This is a genomic window from Parabacteroides sp. AF19-14, assembly GCF_003635485.1.
GTDB classification, from domain to species: Bacteria; Bacteroidota; Bacteroidia; order Bacteroidales; family Tannerellaceae; genus Parabacteroides; species Parabacteroides distasonis.
Map to the genome: position 1 here is coordinate 1 of NZ_QTMJ01000029.1, position 15,236 is coordinate 15,236.

Annotated in this window: 11 protein-coding genes and 1 pseudogene; 2 read left to right on the forward strand and 10 right to left on the reverse strand. The window is 42.9% G+C overall.

All coding sequences use genetic code 11. From position 1 onward, the window contains the following. Positions 1–45: 45 nt before the first annotated feature. Both DWX33_RS20070 and DWX33_RS20075 read left to right on the forward strand, forming a co-directional pair. On the forward strand, positions 46–792 hold the full coding sequence (locus DWX33_RS20070) for a HipA family kinase (protein WP_122380964.1): 747 nt from the start codon (positions 46–48) through the stop codon (positions 790–792). Continuing rightward, positions 770–1,153 carry a DUF3037 domain-containing protein gene (locus DWX33_RS20075; protein WP_005867882.1) on the forward strand — a complete coding sequence of 128 codons (384 nt, stop codon included), beginning with the start codon at positions 770–772 and terminating at the stop codon, positions 1,151–1,153. The genes DWX33_RS20070 and DWX33_RS20075 overlap by 23 nt, the downstream gene beginning before the upstream one ends. 93 nt (positions 1,154–1,246) lie before the next feature. On the opposite strand, the gene gltA is transcribed toward DWX33_RS20075, so the two are convergent. The 10 genes and pseudogenes from gltA to DWX33_RS20125 all read right to left on the reverse strand — a co-directional run bounded on the left by gltA (position 1,247) and on the right by DWX33_RS20125 (position 15,212). Next, positions 1,247–2,716: an NADPH-dependent glutamate synthase gene (gltA, locus tag DWX33_RS20080; protein ID WP_005867881.1), complete on the reverse strand. Its 1,470-nt coding sequence runs from the start codon at positions 2,714–2,716 to the stop codon at positions 1,247–1,249. Between the two features lie 20 nt (positions 2,717–2,736). Beyond that, a complete protein-coding gene (locus DWX33_RS20085; RefSeq protein WP_034531562.1) occupies positions 2,737–3,534 on the reverse strand; it encodes a sulfide/dihydroorotate dehydrogenase-like FAD/NAD-binding protein in 798 nt (265 codons plus the stop codon). Positions 3,535–3,625: 91 nt separating this feature from the next. Next, positions 3,626–4,012 (reverse strand): co-chaperone GroES family protein, encoded by a 387-nt coding sequence (locus tag DWX33_RS20090; protein WP_005859009.1) that lies wholly within the window; start codon positions 4,010–4,012, stop codon positions 3,626–3,628. A 112-nt stretch (positions 4,013–4,124) separates the two neighbouring features. Then, complete coding sequence (locus DWX33_RS20095; protein ID WP_005859017.1) at positions 4,125–4,718, reverse strand: DUF4251 domain-containing protein; 594 nt, start codon at positions 4,716–4,718, stop codon at positions 4,125–4,127. A gap of 84 nt (positions 4,719–4,802) precedes the next feature. Next, entirely contained in the window at positions 4,803–6,149 is a 1,347-nt protein-coding gene (locus DWX33_RS20100; protein WP_005867849.1) for an MATE family efflux transporter, read from the reverse strand. A gap of 7 nt (positions 6,150–6,156) precedes the next feature. Then, the gene (locus DWX33_RS20105) at positions 6,157–7,167 is read right to left on the reverse strand and encodes an ABC transporter ATP-binding protein (protein ID WP_122380965.1); all 1,011 of its coding nucleotides are present in this window, start codon (positions 7,165–7,167) and stop codon (positions 6,157–6,159) included. A gap of 5 nt (positions 7,168–7,172) precedes the next feature. Continuing rightward, the gene (locus tag DWX33_RS20110) at positions 7,173–8,207 is read right to left on the reverse strand and encodes an iron ABC transporter permease (protein ID WP_122380966.1); all 1,035 of its coding nucleotides are present in this window, start codon (positions 8,205–8,207) and stop codon (positions 7,173–7,175) included. A 48-nt stretch (positions 8,208–8,255) separates the two neighbouring features. Beyond that, a pseudogene (locus tag DWX33_RS20115) lies at positions 8,256–9,503 on the reverse strand (AAA family ATPase); the annotation flags it as partial. Between the two features lie 1,143 nt (positions 9,504–10,646). Continuing rightward, positions 10,647–12,212 carry a RagB/SusD family nutrient uptake outer membrane protein gene (locus DWX33_RS20120; RefSeq protein WP_057326570.1) on the reverse strand — a complete coding sequence of 522 codons (1,566 nt, stop codon included), beginning with the start codon at positions 12,210–12,212 and terminating at the stop codon, positions 10,647–10,649. Positions 12,213–12,233: 21 nt separating this feature from the next. Beyond that, on the reverse strand, positions 12,234–15,212 hold the full coding sequence (locus DWX33_RS20125) for a TonB-dependent receptor (RefSeq protein ID WP_122380968.1): 2,979 nt from the start codon (positions 15,210–15,212) through the stop codon (positions 12,234–12,236). Positions 15,213–15,236: the final 24 nt, after the last annotated feature.

Sequence of the window (15,236 nt, forward strand, 5' to 3'; positions counted from 1 at the left end):
AAGCTGTATGCTTAATCCCCCAGGTTTATCGGGTGAGCCTATATCATGCCTCTGCGGGAAGGCGGATCATTGCCTGCTTTAGCGGAGGCAGACGATGAGTTTAAATATGTCGTTAAGTTCCGGGGGGCCGGACATGGGACAAAAGCCTTGATAGCCGAGTTGATCGGAGGTGAGATCGCTCGTTGCTTGGGTTTCCATGTACCGGAATTGGTCTTCCTGAATCTTGACGAGGCTTTCGGGCGGTCGGAAGGTGACGAGGAGATACAAGACTTACTACAAGCAAGTCAAGGGCTCAATCTGGGATTACATTTTTTATCGGGAGCCTTGACTTTCGATCCGGTAGTCAATCGTGTAGATCCCAAACTCGCCTCACAAGTCGTATGGCTCGATGCTCTTTTGACAAATATAGACCGCACGGTCCGGAATACGAATATGTTGATATGGAATAAGGAACTTTGGCTCATCGATCATGGAGCTTCCTTATTTTTCCATTTCTCATGGGTAAATTGGCAAAAACATGCGATCGGCCCTTTCATCCATATCAAGGATCATGTATTATTGCCACAAGCGACGCTGCTGGAGGAAGTAAACAAAGATTTCAAACGTATCTTAACGGAAGAGAAAATTCGTGAGATCGTAGGTCTAGTACCCGACGATTGGTTGCATTGGAACGATAGTCCCGGTACGCCTCAAGAGATACGTGATGTATATATCCGGTTCTTAATTGACCGAATCGCCCATTCTGACACGTTTATAAATGAAGCTCGACATGCAAGACAAACACTTATATGAATATGCCGTAATCCGTATCGTACCGAAAATCGAACGGGAGGAGTTTATCAATGTAGGCCTTATCATGTTCTGTAAACGGCCTAAATTCATCAAGGCTCGCTATCATGTAAACGAGGAGAAACTTCGTCTGTTCACATCAGATATAGATAAGGAATCTTTGTGTACGAATCTCCACGTTTTCGATAAGATATGTTCCGGCGCAAAGGATGGAGGTCCTATAGCCAGCCTAGATATTCCGGAGCGCTTTCGTTGGCTTACCGCCATAAGAAGTGCCTCTATCCAAACCTCGCGTCCACATCCCGGTTTTTCCAACGATCTAGAACAGACATTTGAGAGATTATTTCAAGAATTAGTCTTATAGATAATAAACATAAATCTCCGTATCACGATAAAAGAAAAAAGACGGATCGTCCAAACAACCCGTCTTTCCTTATAGAACTAATAGATATTATACTTATCCTCTTAAGTCCGCATCCATAGCGGCGGCAGCCTTACGACCGTCTCCCATCGCCAGAATCACGGTAGCTCCACCACGAACGATGTCACCACCGGCATACACATCGCCTAAAGCAGAACGCATACTGTCTTCCTCCACTACGATCGTACCCTTCTTGCTCACCTCCAAGCCTCCAAAGGCACGGGGTATTAATGGATTCGGAGATACACCGACGCTGACGATCACCTCATCCACATCGATTGTTTCGATAGCTCCCTCGATAGGTACCGGACGACGGCGACCAGAGGCATCCGCCTCACCTAGCTCCATCTTCTGCAAGCGCATCTGCTTAACACGACCTCTTTCATCTCCTATATATTCAATCGGATTATGAAGCGTCAAGAACTCTACACCTTCTTCCTTCGCATGTTTCACCTCTTCCAAACGAGCGGGCATCTCCTCCTCGCTACGACGGTAGACAATCATAGCACGCTCAGCGCCCAGACGGCGAGCAGTACGGACAGAGTCCATAGCTGTATTGCCACCTCCGATCACGGCCACCTTCTTCCCTTGTAGCACCGGCGTATCACTTTCCGGATTCGCCGCATCCATTAAGTTTACACGGGTCAAATACTCGTTGGACGACATCACGCCCACAAAGTTCTCACCCGGAATGTTCATAAAGTTAGGCAGACCGGCGCCACTTGCCACGAACACGCCCTTAAAGCCATCCGCATGCAAATCATCATAACTGATCGTCTTACCCACGATACAATCTTTCTCAAACTGTACGCCCATCTTACGAAGGCCATCAATCTCCACGTCCACGATCTTATTCGGTAGGCGGAACTCCGGGATACCATATTTCAATACACCACCGATCTCATGCAATGCCTCGAACACAGTCACATCATATCCACGCTTCGCCATATCTCCGGCAAAAGACAATCCGGCAGGACCGGAACCTACCACGGCAATCTTGATACCGTTCTTCTCCGCAATCTCCGGAACCGAGATATTACCGCTCTCACGTTCGTAATCAGCGGCGAAACGTTCCAAGTAGCCAATGGCAACCGCTTCCTTACCCATTTTCAAATGGATACACTTGCTCTCACATTGTTTCTCCTGCGGACAGACACGACCGCAAACAGCGGGCAGGGCACTTGTCTCTTTCAAGGTCTTAGCGGCCTCCAAGAATTCCCCACGCTCGATATTCTTGATAAAAGTAGGTATATTGATATTTACCGGACATCCCTGCATACAAGTAGGATTCGGACAATCCAGACAGCGCTCGGCCTCTTGCATAGCCTGTTCTTTTGTCAAGCCTAAGTTAACTTCCTCCAAACGGGTACGACTCCGGTATTCCGGGTCCAACTCGTTCATCTTCACACGGGGGATATCCGCACGTTCTTTATTTTTCTTGCTTTTGCGAAGCGCCTCCCGCCAAGGTTCGGCACGACGAGCAGCGATTAATTCTTCTGTTGTCATGATTCAATTACGTGGTTTCGTTATTTCTTCTCTATATCCTTATAAGCGCCGAGGCGCATGATCATCTCATCAAAATCCACTTGATGAGCATCGAACTCCGGTCCGTCCACACAAACGAACTTGGTCTTCCCGCCTACCGTGATACGGCAAGCACCACACATACCCGTTCCGTCCACCATGATCGTATTCAAGGAAGCTACGGTAGGAATCTCGTATTTCTTTGTAAGAGCGGAAACGAATTTCATCATAATAGCCGGACCGATCGTAACGCATAAATCCACCCTCTCCCGGTTGATCACGCTCTCCACACCATTCGTCACCAAGCCTTTCGTACCCAGAGAGCCATCATCCGTCATGATAATTACCTCATCCGAGTTTTGGCGCATCTGCTCCTCAAGGATCACCAAGTCCTTGGTACGGGCCGCCAATACGACGATCACACGATTTCCTGCCTTATGGAAAGCCTCCACGATCGGCAACAACGGAGCGACACCTACGCCACCACCGGCACAAACAACCGTTCCAACCTTCTCGATATGGGTAGCCTGCCCTAACGGACCCACCACATCCGTGATATAGTCACCCTCGTTCAATTCACAGATTTTACGGGATGAGCCGCCTACCGCTTGGATCACCAAGGTGATGGTACCTTTCTCGGTATCCGCCCCGGCAATGGTAAGAGGTATACGTTCGCCTTTTTCGCCAACCTTCACGATCACGAAGTGACCGGCCTTGCGGGAGCGGGCAATCAAAGGAGCCTCGACTTCCAGCTTCACCACGTTGGCTGAGAAATGTTCTTTACTTACAATCTTATTCATTATAATCGCTACTGTTGATAGTTTGTCTTGTTTTGCTGGCAAAAATAAGATAAAAAAGTGAATATAGCCCTATTTTCCTTAACAAAAGGCTTTATTCAAACAAACCTTCATCACGCACTAACATCAAAATAGCGGAATGAGGAACAATCAAGAACTTCTCGTCATTAAAATTGATCTCGTAAGCGGCATTCTGCAAATAGACAGCCAAATCACCTTCACGGGCTTGAAGCGGCAAGTATTGCACCTCCTCCCCTTTCTTTTTCTCCCAGACCTCATGCTCCTCAGATTGAGAAGGCAACGGATATCCGGGCCCCGTCTTTATGATATAACCCGCTTGTATCTTCTCCCCTTGTTGAACCGAGGGAGGCAGATACAATCCGGTCTTCGTCTGGCTCTGTGGATTCTTAGGCTTAATCAATACTTTATCGCCTATCATCAGGAATTTATCGATGTCTTTTTGATCTATGGATAGTTGCATGATTATAAGATGTTAAATTTTTATTTCGCGAACTTACGGAAAGTTTACCGAAAATAAAAGCGAGCCTTCTTGATGAAAGCCCGCTCTTATTTATAATGAACATTTATCTACATTAAATAGAACGTCCCTTGAACACATTCGACTCGCTCGAAGGATAGAGATTTCCCGTAAAGGATATACGGTTGCTATTAAAGTTAGGTGATACCGTGGCAGTACATTTATTCGTACCTTTCGCCATACGGAACGTAACCCTAGCGGATACCGCTACACCCTGCACATTCATCTCGTACATAACGTTTCCTTTTTTGTCAGTCTTCATCTGTACACCAGAAGTTGTTCCATCAACCGTTATACCTCCTATTCCGTTAGGACCGGCCGCCGGAGTATTAAACGCTAACTGAATGGTAGCCTTCTCACCCTTCACCGAAACAAAGTTCGTGTTCGGAGTAACATAAACAAAACTACCGCGCTTAAACTCTATACGATCCGCTTCCAATACGAAATCCTTATTCTTCAAAGCTTGCACCGCTTGTTCAAACAATGCGTTAGCCTCGGCTTCCTCCGCAGCTTTCTTCGCTGCCTTCTCTGCTTTCTTTGCTTCTTTCTCGGCCTGCTTCGCAGCTTTCTCCGCTGACTTGTCCTGCTGTGCCATCATCGACCCTGCACCAAATAATAAAACGGCGAGCAATAATACAATCTTCTTCATATTAACTCATTTTTAAAGGTTTGTCTATAAAAGTACTTTTATACATACAATAAAAATACAATTAACATCGACATAAGTTCATCTTTAACCCTTATTTTTCACGTTTTTAACATGATACCATAAAAAGCCCCATGCGGTTACCGCTGCGATGAAATCGGAGAAAGGTTGCGCTAGCCAAACGCCATCCAATCCCCAGATCGGAGGAAATAGCAGGATAGCCGGTATCAGGAATAAAACCTGCCGACTTAGACTCAGAAACATCGCTTTCCATGCGACACCGATACTTTGAAAAAACTGGCTGATCGTAATCTGGGAACCGACAACGAAAAAGACCAGCATCGTCAGACGTAATCCATTGTCCGTAATCGACACCAATTCGGCATCCGTCGAGAATACGCTAACGATCAGTCTCGGGAATAATAAACTGACGATACATCCTACCCCTGTAATCAAGGTCGATACTATAATAGACAACCGCAAGGTAGCCAATACCCGGTCATGATGCCCAGCGCCATGATTAAACCCGACAATCGGTTGCATCCCTTGGGCGATACCGATAATCAACATAACCAGCAGCATGGCGATACTGGAAATAATACCGCTGGCACCAATCGCCAAATCGCCTCCATTCTCTTTCAACGCATGGTTCATGATCACCACAACCACACTGCCCGCCAGCTGCATGGAAAATGGAGACATGCCGATCGTAAATATATTCCAAATAATGGAACCTTTCAACCGGAAATATTTCGTATGGAAACGTACGATACTATCCTTGCTGATAAAATGACTCATCACGAAAGCGGCACCGGCGGCCATGGAGATCACCGTAGCGATAGCGGCACCCTGTATCCCCATATCCAGCCAGAAGATAAAGATCGGGTCTAGGATCACGTTCAATACGGCACCGATCATCATCGTGAACATCGCCTTTTTCGGATATCCGGAAGCACGCATCACGGCATTAAAGCTAAAGCTTAATGTAGCCAGCAAATTACCCGGGATAGCGATATATAAATAGTCTTTCGCATAAGGTATCGTCTGCTCGCTTCCTCCGAACCACGTTAACAAATCATCCAAGAAAATCATACTGGGGATAATCGTCAAGGCTCCGATAATGAATGTCAAAGTGAAAGCGTTTCCTAATACGTTATCTGCCAGATCATTCGCCTTACGGCCTAGATGAATGGAGACCCTTGTAGCGGCTCCCGCACCGATCAACATTCCAAATGCCTGCATAAAGAGTAGTATCGGGAAAGTCAAAGTCAATCCGGAGATAGCTAGCGCACCCACTCCTTGTCCGATAAATATACGATCTACGATATTATAAAGAGCATTAACCATGGTCCCGATAACGGCGGGAATCGCGTAATGTACCAACAAACGGCCTATATTCTCATTTTCCAGCCGCCATGTAATCTCATTTGACATATATAACTTATGATTTATGAATTATGATTGAGATCATCTCCGCCACACTTCCTACGATTCTCGTGCCCTCTTCCGCAGGGAACTGAATACGCAGGCTATCCGGAGCATTACAATAAACACTTATATAATCCTCGCTAACCGACGAGGGCTTAAAGCCATTCCGGATCAAGGCATTCCCAACCCAATAAGAAGTCATAAAATCCCCCTCAACCCCAATAAGCTTTGTTGGAGCTGCCGTATTCAATTTCCCGGTATTCGGATCAAACACGATTCCTTCCTTGCTAAAGAAAGTCTCGAAAGCTCCTCCCATAATCAAGTCCTCCGGCGTTCCACATGCCATTGGGCGACTTTTCTCCTGCAACCATAGACAGTCTCCCAGCTGGATCGCCAAATCAAGATCATGCGTCGATAGCAGAATCGCTTTTTGTTGCTCTACCGCTAAAGTATGTAACAAGACCATAGTCTCTATCCGACTTGTCACATCTAAAAAGGCCGTCGGCTCATCCAACAATATGATGGGGCATTGCTGTGCCAGCGCTTTGGCGATCATGGCTTTCTGACGCTCGCCATCACTAAGTTCCGACACATAATTATAAGCCTTATGAGCGATACCGGCGGCAGCAAGCGATTCCTCGATAATCCTACGATCTTCCTGCCTTAATTGTCCGAAAAAGCCGGTATAGGGATGTCTTCCTAAAGAGACCAACTCGTAAACCGTTATTCCACCGGCATTTGTCTTCTCTGTCAAGACAACTCCCACCAGCCGTGAGAAATTACCTTGTGAATAAGAATTCAGCGGCTTCCCCATTAGCTCGATTTCTCCTCCCAGAGGAGGTTGAAAACCACATAATGTCCTCAATAAGGTAGACTTTCCCGCTCCATTTAATCCGAGAAGACAGGTCACTTCACCCGGATATAGATTCAGATCCAACGCATCATGCACGCGCTTTTTCTGTCCGCCTTTCAATATATACCCAATACTTAAATCACTTGTCTTTATCACAGGGATCCGTTCCATAGCCACTAATTAAAATATTGAATATTTTTCCGGTTCACGATTACGTAAATAATAACAGGCGCCCCAAGCATAGGGGTAACGGCATTCAATGGCAGGATCGTATTACTGCCCGGTACCACCATCAGCATATTACATAGAAGAGCAACGCAGGAACCTGTCAGCATTGTAACTGGCACCAACATCTTATGATTGGAAGAGCCTAACATTAACCGGGCGATATGTGGAACTGCTAATCCGACAAAGGAAATGGGGCCGCAAAAAGCAGTAGTTGTAGCCGTTAATACTCCCGTACACAAAAGAATCACGATCCGTGTTCGTTTGATCCGGATACCTAAATTAGCGGCATACATTTCTCCCAATAATAAGGCATTCAAAGGCTTGATCAGCAAGATCGCTAATAACAGCCCGATTAACGCACAAGTTCCAAAGAATGGTAATTGTTCCAAGGATACACCGGAAAAATTACCAAGCCCCCACATCACGAACGCATGTACCCGGTCTGTAGATGAATAATAATTCAAGATAGAAATAACCGAAGAAGCTAGATAGCCAATCATGATTCCGATAATCAGAAGCATGACATTATTCTTCACTTTTGCCGAAAAATAGATAATCAGTCCCAGTATCACGCAAGCCCCCACAAAGGCCGCGAGGATTACCGCCATATATCCGCTGATCGGCCAATCTGTGAACTGCCCCAACGTACCACCGAAATAGAGCATGATAGCGGCTACTCCAAGATTAGCGCCATCACTAATGCCCAATATGGAAGGTCCCGCCAACGGATTCCGGAACAATGTCTGTAATAGCAACCCGCTGGTAGCCAAGGAAGCCCCCGCCAATAATGCGGTTATAGCCTGAGGCAAACGAGATTGCAACACGATATTCTGCCATGCGATCTTATCAGATCCCTTCCCCAGCAAAATATCCATCACGTGATCCAAAGGAATCGGTACGGCCCCATACGCCAGCCCTCCCACAAAGAGCACCAAAAGAACCACCCCCAACAACGGATAAAAAAGCAGTGCTTGTTTGTTCATGGCGCGAAGGTATACAAAAAAGCGGAGTTATGTTATACTTCTCCCTACCTCACGAAGAAAACCAAAATATTGCTCACGTACGCAATTATTAGGAATACACATTCTTAAACGATCGCCTCGAGTACCACACATCGTAAGCAAACCGTAATAATAAAGTAGACTACGGAAATTATCTATATCCGTTACCCGTTCGGCAGGAAAGGATGTATGTAAGTCCACCAAGATCTCTCCTTTTGCCGCGATTTCCTCGATGGTACCCATACGATTTTCCTCCTGTACAGAGTCACGATCAATACGTGCCAGCATCTTCAGCTTACTATAGTCCGTTCGGATATTCTTATCGGCCATTTCTCCCGGGGAACAATGAAAATCAACTTGCCAACGTAAATAATACAAAGTCATATCACAGTTAAAAATCCGATCGTCACCCAAGCTCTCTCTTGCGAAACAGTAATTATCATACCAAGGCTTCATTTCCGTAATCATAGCCTCAGCATCCCCTTTGAGCATATCGTTTTGCTGATAATAACGGAACATCTCACGAACATCCGTTTCATCAAAACCCATCATGGCATTAAAACGAGGATCTACCGAGATATTCCAGTCTATATTATATCCACTCGACAAATCATCCAGCGTCACAGGGCTTACCCCCATCATGAATATACGGTCAAACATTCCCTTGAATTGTTTGAAATACTCCCGGTAGAAACCACTGGCGTGAGTCAAGTCATGAAACATTCGCTGCCCATGCTCACTCAATATCACATTGGTAAAGTTGTCGTACTCATCTATAATGAGATACAGGGGATATCCCTTTTCCTTCGCTTTTACCTCTATGTAAGCCAGCTTAGACTTCGCGCTTTCTATATGCTCGACGGTCTCCTTAAAATCAGCGTCATAATAAGCTGCGTACACATGCGCGAACTGATTAATGATTAAGCCGCAATAATCATTGAAACTTGTCATCAGGTCCGCTCCCGGCATCGAACAGCCCGCTTTAGAGAAATCGAAATAAAGTACCTGATACTTATTCCTTTCACCGGTTGGATGCGTACCAATCCAGAGATCTCCAAAATATGCATCAAAATCATCCTGACGCAATATATCATAATACGTACGCATCATGCTTAGGAATACGCTCTTGCCAAACCGTCTCGGACGGATCAAGAAAAGATAGCTAGGCATCTTCTCGATAAGCGGAAGGTACATCGTTTTATCCACGAAATAGAAATTACCATTCCTTATTCGATTGAAATCTGATATTCCGTAAGGAATTCCTTTCACTTGACTCATATACTGGATAACTTTTATACTTGTTGTAGGCAAAGTTAGTCTATTCCTTGCAATAAGCACTAATATTTAGAAAAAAGAGCAACCACAATGTTTGCAAATGTATTTATTCAAGTTTAGTTCACAAACGAATGCGTCTGTCTGTTGTTTTGGTTCGATAAAACTCGATCAAGTCATTCATTTCAATATTTTGCTTACAGTTCCATTCTCTCAAAAGGAGATGCTTTGGTCGTTGAGAAGCACACTATTTTTGGCTGTTGAAGTGAATAACTAACGGCTTGTCGAGTGAATAACTAACGGCTATACCTAGCCGTTAGCTTACGGCTTGGGAAGTGAATAACTAATCACTTGGAAAGCCTTTTACGAGTGACTTAATCAACTGTATACCAGACATATTTCACAAACACATTTTACGACTCAACTAGCTCTTCTACTAAATTAAAGAAGAACCAGAAAATTTAGGTATAGTCAGTCAAAATAAAGCTAGCTTCTTTAAAAGAGCATAACAAATCGCAACACAGACACAAGAACTTGAAGAAATATATCAACTGGTATAAAAATGAGCCCGATAGAATACCGAGCCCATTAAAAATGTAGAATGTTTAATTTAACCCCCAATCTATCGGGTTCACTTTTATGAGACAACCTCTTATTTATGCATCTAATTTACTAATATCAAAAAGAGGGCAAAAAGGCTATATGAAAAGTCTCATTCTGCCCTGTTGCCGGACAACAGCCACTTACATCAATACTCGTTCCAATTATACTACTAAATCCTGTACCTGCGCAATTCAAGGTTACATGATTATTTGAAGAACCTATAATCAAGTCCTTAATAGTTGATGTATAATGTATAGGAGGTAAGTACTGGAGAAGTAATATAAACAGAAATCGCCGTTGTTCCTGCAGGAATATGCAAATTACTTCCAATTGAGAAAGTAGAAGATCCGGTAGACGCCTCATACCAACCTTCCACATTGTAAATCACACGAGCCTCATCTACTATATTAACAACAGGAAACTGGTTTTACTGCAAACGCAACTAACGTACAAGCGAAGGAAGCTAACGCAAAATAAATTACCTTTTTCATAATATTTAATTTTAAAGATCTTAGATGAAGCTTACGCCTCATCTAAGATTCCTGTTTAGAAACTTGCATAACCCGGATTCTGAACCAAGTTTGGATTGGTTTGCCATGCGTCTTGAGAAACAGGGAATATTTTTAAATAATCATCTGTTTTTCTTTCACAATTGGATTCAGTCCACATTCCTTTAGTAAAACAGCCAAAACGAATATCATCCTGACGAGAAAAACCTTCCCAAGCCAACTCTAAACGGCGCTCCAATTGGACCTCCTTCAACGTTATGGTTGAATAATTATGGGTGTTATTTCCATAAGCGCGTTCACGAATAGCATTGACTAAATTTGTCGCTTCAGCAACACTACCTCCACTACGAAGCAAAGCTTCTGCTTTCATTAAATAAATATCCGCTAAACGAAATAGATGGAAATCGTTCTCCATTGCCGTAGATAAAGATTTCTCATACGTCCATTTTTGACAACGAGCTCCTTGGTCTTGATAAACAGCTCCCCACTTAGTTCCATCCAATTCAGAACCCGGAATAATACTAATATCTACAGTATAATCCAGCGGGCGATTCTCGTCTGTAATAATTTTTTCCCCGGTTGAGATATCATACTGTTGGCCGATTAAATAAGTACCTTCATAACGAGGATCATCCTCATTGAATAATTTAACATAGTCTGGCTGAGCACAAATGCCATTCCAAACACTAATACTAGCTCCTAGAGCCAAACCTTGCTTATAATGCAACGTACGTCTATAAAGAACATTTTGATCCTCTGTATCTGTACTTGAATAAGACGCCGCAAAGATAGCTTCTTTAGAAGTATTATTATTGGGATCAAAGTTTGTTTTCCAATTAGGCTCCAATATGTATGGCATTGCCATTACCTTATCGCAGTATTCTATAACTTTACTGTTAGCATTCTCGGAGATATTAACACCCCAAGCCTCCGCATTTTGGTACATCTTAGCTAAAATCGTATAAGCTGTCCCTTTAGTAAAAGTTCCATATTTTTTTGTATCGTAATCAGGAGCTTCTGTAGCTAGAGCATTCAACTCTGTTATCAGCCAATCAAATACCTCTTGACGAGATTTGCAAGTTGGTAATTCCTTATCATTATAATCAACAACCAATGGAATATTTCCAAAGAAATCCATCATTGAATAAATCCAGAAAGCCCGGACCCCACGAATTTCCGCAACTTTAGATGTTTTCTCCGCATCACTCAATAAAGTTGAATTTTTCAAAACCTCGATTGTCGCATTACACGTACCAATACATTCCGAACCTATACTCCAACAACTTTTTACACAACTAGTATTCGCAGTCCATGTATGCATATAAACTTCACGGTACTGTCCCCCATCATACCAGTCACCTCCATTACGAGTTACGTTCACTGTTGACGAACCAGAATTTTCTGCGAGGATCATATAGTCTCCGGAATATTTTTTTAACGTATTATAAACCGTACCAACCAAGGCGTTAATTTCAGTAGTTGTATTGCCAAAATTTTCAGCAGGTAGTTTATCGTATACTTCCTCGTCCAAATTCATACAGGACGGCATAGAACATAGTAAAGCCGCACCAGTAAGAAATGATAATATAGTTTTTCGTTTCATAATATATTTTCCTTATTTTTATTAGAATGTTAAGTTAACACCAAATGTAAATGAGCGAGATTTCGGCATGTAATCACGAGGTTCAATACCCGGAGACAAGCCAGCATCATCATCACTTGCCTGACCACGGAACAGTTCTACCTCAGGATCCAATCCTTTGTAACCTGTAATCACGAATAAATTCTGGGCGGCAACATAAATACGTGCTTTGTCTAACCAGTCAATCTTTTTAGTATTAAATGTGTATCCGATAGACATATTATCCAAACGAGCGAATGAGCCATTTTCTACATAATAAGAACATACACGAGAGTTCTCACGCAATTTATAAGTAAGTTCATCATTCATCGCATTTGCACCGCTCAAATAAGTATTATTCGCATAGGCTGCACGTGGATTATCCAAAACCTTATTACCGATTGTTCCACGTATAAAGAAACTAGCATCCCAATTTTTCCATGAGAACGAGTTATTCCATCCGAATGTCAAATCAGGTTGAGCGTCACCTACATATGTACGGTCATCATCCGTTATCTGTCCATCACCATTGATATCTTCGATGATATACTTACCATTCTCATCAATACCATCACATTTCAGCATAAAGAACTGACCTACCGGGCGACCTTCTTCAATTACATGCGAAGTCACACCCGAAGCACCTCTGATCCAAGGATCTCCTGTATAAATACGGCTTGTTGAATACAAGTCATTAGACAGCTTCGTGATCTTGTTCTTGTTATGAGATAGATTAATAGAAGTATTCCAATTGAAAGTCTTATTACGAATAACATCCAAATTCAACATAACTTCAATACCCTTATTGCTCATGTCACCCACATTCGCTTGAATTGTACTATATACGTACGTTGGAGTAGGTACTTTATAACGATACAACATATCAGAAGTTTTCTTGTCATAGTATTCTATCGTACCACCAAGACGTCCATTAAATAATTGAAAATCGATACCAACATTAAACATCGCAGTAGACTCCCATTTCAAGTCAGGATTAGCGTTCTGTGAAACCCTAAATGCGGTCAATTGAGAGCCATCACTATAGTATGTACCTTTTGCCTCGTAAAGCTCAATTGATTTATAAGGTTGTAAGCCATCTTGATTTCCTGTTATACCATAACCTGCACGTAATTTCAAATCCGTAAGCCAATTAACATCTTGCATAAAAGCTTCCTCTGAAATACCCCAAGCTGCGGAAACTGAAGGGAATGTACCCCATTTGTTATTAGCTCCAAACTTAGAGGAGCCATCTCGGCGAACTGTCGCTGTAATCATATAACGCTCTTTATAACTATAATGGGCACGAGCAAACATAGAGATCAATTTATAATCATTTTTATCAGACTTTACATTACCTACATCCAATTTATTGCCTGTTTGCAAATTATTAGCACCCATTGAACTAACAGCGAAGTCTAAGACCTTTGCCTCATGACTAGAGTACTGATTATCCTCCCATGAATAACCTATAATCGCATCAATTTTATGTTGTTCTTCCGAACCAAAAGCTTTATTATAATTCAAAGTCCACTCCATTAATTCGCGGTTCCATGCTCTTGAACGCCGAATAGCCAAACCATTACCAGCATCAACACCAATACGGTTAGCAGGATCCTGCCATTCACTATAATCATTAGAGAAACGACTTTTATATAAATTAGCCTTAACATTCAATCCATCAATAATATCAAACTGAAGATCTCCCTGACCATAAAAATACACATTACTATTCTTTTTATAGTTCTGATCCTGGTTCTGTACAGGGTTACCTTGATCATAACCATCATTACGAATAAAGTAAGAACCATCTTCATTAAACGGAGCCAAAACTGGAGACATATTATATGCGTAAATAAAGTTTGTTTGGAACGGCATTTGCATGTCTGTCAATGTTGCAGCACCGGTTAAACCAATACGCAAACGGTCATTAATAGCGCGTTGTTGGAACTGGAAACGGAAACTATGGCGTTTCATCCAGTTATCACGAACAATACCAGTACGATCCAAATAAGTATAAGACGCACGATAATTATTCTTTGAACCTCCACCGGACATTGAAATAGAATGATTTTGCGAAACTCCTGTACGAAGAACTTCATCAAACCAATCAGTGTCATTATTATAGCCATCGAATACACTTATATCCTTACCTAGCTCTTTATTTAGCGCTTTCCATTCAGAAGCATTTAACATATCAGGTTTGTTAGCTACTATATCCATGGTCACATAACCATCATAGTTGATCTGAGTTTTAGATCCGGAGCCTCTCTTAGTCGTAATCAAAATAACACCACCGGCCGCACGAGAACCGTAGATTGCCGCAGAAGAGGCATCCTTCAATACGGAGATAGACTCGATATCCGTAGGAGATACAGTGGACATATCACCACCCGGAACACCATCGATCACGATCATTGGGCCTTGGTCATTCTGCAAGGTTGATGTACCACGTAAACGGATTTGGGAGCTACGGGTCACGTCGCCCGAGCCAGATGTAATCGTCAAACCGGCTACCTTACCTTGCAACAAATCGGACGCATCACGAGTAATACCTTTATTAAAATTCTCCTCCGAAACATTTGCTACAGATCCTGTAATTTCCTTACGAGTCTGCGTACCGTAACCGATAGCGACAACCTCGCCTAAGTTTACCACAGAAGGAGCCAATTTAACTTCAACAGTCTTACGTCCTTTAACCCCTTCCTCTAAAGTGTTATAACCAATAAATGAAAATTGAAGAACGGCTTTTTTCAAGTCGTTAAGCGTAAGCGTGTAATTACCGTCAATATCGGTAATCGTACCATTGGTAGTACCCTTTTCCACGATGTTCGCACCGATGATGGGTTCACCAAGTTCATCTAGAACTTTTCCTTTAACAGCGCCAGATTGGGCAAAGGCCGCTGTCATGCAAAGAGACATCAACACTGAAAGTATCGCTACCTTACAGCGTCTGAAAGAATCAAAAGTTTTCTTTCGTTGCATAATTACTTAATTTTTAGGTTAACA